The organism is Streptomyces sp. NPDC059917 (genome assembly GCF_042730635.1).
Taxonomy (GTDB): Bacteria; Actinomycetota; Actinomycetes; order Streptomycetales; family Streptomycetaceae; genus Streptomyces.
Genome location: NZ_JBHWLC010000099.1, coordinates 1 through 4,453 on the forward strand (window position 1 = coordinate 1; position 4,453 = coordinate 4,453).

Annotated in this window: 5 protein-coding genes and 1 pseudogene; 3 read left to right on the top strand and 3 right to left on the bottom strand. The window is 68.8% G+C overall.

Features of this window, described 5'->3' with window-relative positions; all coding sequences use genetic code 11:
- Window positions 1–119: 119 nt before the first annotated feature.
- A complete protein-coding gene (locus tag ACFWAR_RS34845; RefSeq protein WP_385786252.1) occupies window positions 120–614 on the top strand; it encodes a flavin reductase family protein in 495 nt (164 codons plus the stop codon).
- 80 nt (window positions 615–694) lie between these two features.
- A complete protein-coding gene (locus ACFWAR_RS34850) occupies window positions 695–1,045 on the top strand; it encodes a hypothetical protein (protein WP_385786255.1) in 351 nt (116 codons plus the stop codon).
- A 370-nt stretch (window positions 1,046–1,415) separates the two neighbouring features.
- Here the strand turns inward: ACFWAR_RS34850 and ACFWAR_RS34855 are convergent, their stop codons facing one another.
- Window positions 1,416–1,862: a transposase gene (locus tag ACFWAR_RS34855; protein WP_385786258.1), complete on the bottom strand. Its 447-nt coding sequence runs from the start codon at window positions 1,860–1,862 to the stop codon at window positions 1,416–1,418.
- Here ACFWAR_RS34855 and ACFWAR_RS34860 point away from each other — a divergent pair.
- Window positions 1,831–2,013: pseudogene (locus tag ACFWAR_RS34860) on the top strand (IS630 family transposase); the annotation flags it as partial. The gene ACFWAR_RS34855 and the pseudogene ACFWAR_RS34860 overlap by 32 nt on opposite strands.
- Before the next feature lie 35 nt (window positions 2,014–2,048).
- Here ACFWAR_RS34860 and ACFWAR_RS34865 read toward each other — a convergent pair.
- Window positions 2,049–2,612, bottom strand: a complete 564-nt coding sequence (locus ACFWAR_RS34865) for an ABC transporter permease (RefSeq protein WP_385786261.1) — start codon at window positions 2,610–2,612, stop codon at window positions 2,049–2,051.
- A gap of 230 nt (window positions 2,613–2,842) precedes the next feature.
- Window positions 2,843–4,312: an MFS transporter gene (locus ACFWAR_RS34870; protein WP_385786264.1), complete on the bottom strand. Its 1,470-nt coding sequence runs from the start codon at window positions 4,310–4,312 to the stop codon at window positions 2,843–2,845.
- Between the last annotated feature and the right edge of the window lie 141 nt (window positions 4,313–4,453).

Sequence of the window (4,453 nt, forward strand, 5' to 3'; positions counted from 1 at the left end):
CGACGGGGGGCGGGCGTTCGCGCCCGCCCCCCGTCGTGTCGTGGCGTCCGGACCCCGCGGCCCCCGGCTAGCGTGGGTCGATCGAGGGAGCGGGGCGACAGAGGGAGCGGGAGCGAGCCGTGGCCGAACTGGACGCGTTCACCGACGTACTCGACTATCCGGTGTACGTGGTGACCGCGGCCGCCGGGGAGCGGACGGCCGGTTGCCTGGTCGGCTTCGCCTCCCAGTGCTCGATCGAGCCGCCCCGCTTCATGGTGTGGCTCTCCAAGGCCAACCGCACGTACCGGATCGCCCGGCAGGCCTCCCACCTGGCGGTGCACACGCTGCGGGACGACCAGAGGCCGACGGCGGAGCTCTTCGGGGGCCGGACGGGCGACGACATCGACAAGTTCGAGCACGTCGACTGGCACCGGCCGACCACGGACGGCGCGCGGGCGCCGATCCTCGACGACGTCCGGGCCTGGTTCCTCGGCCGGATCGAAGCACAGGTGGACGGCGGCGACCACGTCGGTTTCCGCCTCTCACCCGTGGCGGAAGGTCCCCCCGGCCCGGTGCGCCCGCCGCTCCTGCTCTTCAGCGCCGTGGCCGACCTCACCCCGGGACACCCGGCCTAGGAGCTCTCTTACGGATCACTGGCAGACAGATCGCAGGACCTGCTGGTGGCGGCGGAGCTGTTGCCTGCGACGATGCGCCTGTGAGCTACGACCTTGCTGTGTGGGACGGCGACCGCCCATTCGACAACCGTGCTGCGAGCTCGACGTATGACGAGCTGTACGAGCGATATCTGGAGTCGGACGATGGCGTCGTGCCTCCGGCGCCGCGCATCGTGGCGTATGTGGAAGCTCTCGTTGGGCGATATCCCGACGACGTCGATCGCAGTGTCGTGTGGGTGTCGCCCCCGGTCATCGAGGAGGCATCGGGACCGATCGTGTACCTGCTCATGTCCTACGGCAAAGCTGAAGAAGTGTCCGAGTATGCCGCTGCACTGGCTCGCGAGCACGGCCTCGTCTGCTTCGATCCGCAGGGAGAGTGCCTCCGGCCGTGAGCTGCCTGCTCTTCATCGGGCGGACCCGGACCAGAGGAAAATGCCCGCGATGAGGAGACCCGCGCGGTAGACCGTGGCGGTCTTCTCTTAGCGAGTGGCCACATCGCGCGATTGCTTGAGGCGGTTGATGCAGCGTTCGACGGTGTTGCGTTGCTTGTAGGCATCGCGGTCGAATCTGGGCGGGTGCCAGCCGCCGCGGCCCTTGCGCTTGCGGTTGGCGATCTGGTCGGCAGTTTCGGGATCACAGCCCGCACTCCGCGTTGTCGCAGATGGTCCCGGATGGCTCGCGATGAGTACGCCTAGTCCGCCAGCATCGCGAAGGGCCTGATCCTGGGCCTGCCAACTCGACGTGGAACCCGGATGGCAGCCATTACGTGCTCGAACGCCGGCGCATCTCCGGCCTGGCCGTGCGTGAGCACGAAGCACAACGGACAGCAGTGGCTGTCAGCGGAGAGATGGACCTTGGTGGCCAACCCGCCACGCGACCATCCGATCGCATGGACGGCAGGCTCACCGGCCGGGGCCCCTTTTTGCAGGCCCCGGCGCCGTTCTGGTGGACCCGCACGATCGTGGAGTCGACCGCGACGACCCAGTCCAGGTCACCGCCGGTATCCGCTTGCGCGAGTAGCGCGGTGAAGACACGTTCCCACGTGCCATCGATAGCCCAGTTCCCCAGCCTCGTATAGACGCCCTTCCGCGAGCCGTACTCGGCGGGGAGGTGCACCCACTGAGACCCGGTCTGAATCTTCCAGGCGATCCGCGCGGCCCGCCCGGACGGTGCCCCCACCCTGGCCAACTCGCACCATCCCAACCACACGGTCCAGGCCCGGGCCCTGCACTCCTACCTGCGATGGCGCAACGAGAACGCGCGTCACCCCGACATCCTTACAGCCCAATGGCGCGAACGCGCCCGGATCCGCAGCGAAAAGGGACTCCGCCGGGGCGGCAGACCTGCCTTCGCCGTCTGATCACACAGGTGCGCACCATCCAGCGGCGGAAACGATCACACGTCCGCACCCGAAACCCAGACCACAGGATGCGCAGGATCGGTGTGGTCCACCGCCAGGCACCGCGGACTGGTCTTCCTGACGTAACCGGGACCGTCCTGGCTGTAGAGCATGGTCGGGTTGCCCGGCGGGGTCAGCCCGCACGGGCCCCTTGCGGACTGGACGGCTGCTCCCGAACTGTAAGCGGACCAGTCGCTCGCAAGCACCGCCGTGTTCGCGCCTGACGGTTCGAAATGGCTGGCCGTGAGGAACGTGGCGAGATCTGCCGGTGTCGTGGTGAATCGCAGCGACAATCTGCCCTCTCCCTGCAGACCACCCGCGGTTGCGGTGAAGACGAGGCTCGTGGCGGCGGCGGGCACCTGCAGACCGAAGTGCTCGGTCGCATCGGCGAGGGAGACGTTGTTGCCCTCGGTCTGCGGGCAGACCCGGGAATCGGTCGCTGCGACATGGTTGTCCGGCCCGTCGAACGACGAGTCGAGCATCGACTTCGCACCCCAGCCGAGCACTCCCAGGAGAACGACCGCACTCACCAACACGGCCAGGCATCCCGGATGCTTCATGGCCTCAGCTCCCCCGTGAGCAAATAGGAGCTTGAACATAGTTGACATCCCGACACTGGCCGATGTCCTGTACCTCGTGCGCTCGTGCCCTCGTTTCGTCAGTTCCTGAGGGAGCTGGTCCTGGCCCGGCCCCTAGCCGACAAACCGGTAAAGGTTCCCGGTCACAGCACTAGGCGCCCCCGAAGGGCAGGTCGGAGACCGGTGAGGTCCGAGGGGGGCGGCCCGTCCGGTCAGGAGGGGTCGGGGGAGGGTTGGGCCGACAGCGGGGTGGCGATCTGCTCCAGGGAGCGGCCTTCGGCCGCGACCGCGTAGCGGACGGCCACCAGGCCCGCGGCCACCATCAGCCCCGCGCCGACGCAGAAGGCGAGCACCGCGTCGGACACGACCCCGCCGGCGGTCAGGCCGGCGAAGAGGAGCGGGCCCGAGATGCCGCCGGCCGCCGTGCCGATGGCGTAGAAGAAGGCGATGGCCATCGCCCGGGTCTCCATCGGGAAGATCTCGCTGACCGTCAGGTAGGCCGAGCTGGCTCCGGCCGAGGCGAAGAAGAGCACGACGCACCAACAGGCGGTCATGGTCACGGCGGTGAGGTGACCCGCGCCGAAGAGCCAGGCGGTCCCGAAGAGCAGCAGCCCGGACAGGATGTACGTGCCGGCGATCATCGGCCGCCGCCCCACCGTGTCGAACATGCGGCCGAGCAGGAGCGGGCCGAGGAAGTTCAGGAACGCCACGACGGCGAAGTAGAAGCCGGTCACCCCGCTGGAGACGTGGAAGAAGGTGACCAGGATGGAACCGAAGCCGAAGGTGATCGCGTTGTACAGGAAGGCCTGGCCCACGAAGAGGGACAGCCCCAGGACGGCGCGGCGCGGATAGGAGCGGAAGACCGTCTTCGCGATCTCGCCGAAGCCGATGCTGTGGCGCTGCGTCATCGTGATGGCCCGCTCCGGCGCGGGCAGCCCGCGCCCCTGCTCCGCCTCCACCCGCCGCTCCACGTCCGAGACCAGCGCCTCCGCCTCCTCGGCCCGGCCGTGGATGATCATCCATCGCGGGCTCTCGGGTACGTGGCGCCGGACGAGCAGGATGACCAGGCCGAGCACGACCCCGAGGGCGAACGTCAGCCGCCAGCCCACCGACTTCGGGAAGATCGAGGTGTCCAGGGCGAGCACGGAGAGCAGGGCTCCGGCGACGGCGCCGATCCAGAAGCTGCCGTTGATGATCAGGTCCACCCGGCCGCGGAACTTGCTGGGGATGAGCTCGTCGATGGCCGAGTTGATGGCCGCGTACTCGCCGCCGATGCCGAATCCGGTGAGGAACCGGAAGAGGAAGAACCACCAGGCGGAGAACGACACCGCCGTCAGCGCGGTCGCCGCCAGGTAGACACCGAGGGTGACCAGGAACAACCGCTTGCGCCCGTAGAGGTCGGTCAGACGGCCGAAGACCAGCGCACCGGCGCAGGCCCCCGCGACGTAGAGGGCGGCCGCCATCCCGGTGACCTGGGCGTCCGTGATCGACAGTCCACTGCCGTCCTCGGAGATCCGGCTCGCGATGCTCCCGACGACGGTGACTTCCAGACCGTCCAGGATCCATACGGTGCCCAGCCCGATCACGATCATCCAGTGCCAGCGGGACCACGGCAGGCGGTCCAACCGGGCCGGTACCTCGGTGGTGACGGACACCGTCTTCGACTCGGTTCGCTCCGACATGTTCCCGCGTCTGCCCGGGCCGTCCCGGTGCAAACCGCCCGGCCGGGCGGGGTGGACCCGACGGGCCGGGCGGCGGCGCCGGCCCCTCGTCCAGACTGGGAGGATCATCCAAAGCGGATGCCCGGCGGGGTCGTTGCGGAG

What these genes read in the sequence shown, in the direction of transcription:
- ACFWAR_RS34865 (WP_385786261.1), bottom strand. Translation starts at nt 2,612, where the DNA reads ATGAAGCATCCGGGATGCCTGGCCGTGTTGGTGAGTGCGGTCGTTCTC.
- ACFWAR_RS34870 (WP_385786264.1), bottom strand. Translation starts at nt 4,312, where the DNA reads ATGTCGGAGCGAACCGAGTCGAAGACGGTGTCCGTCACCACCGAGGTA.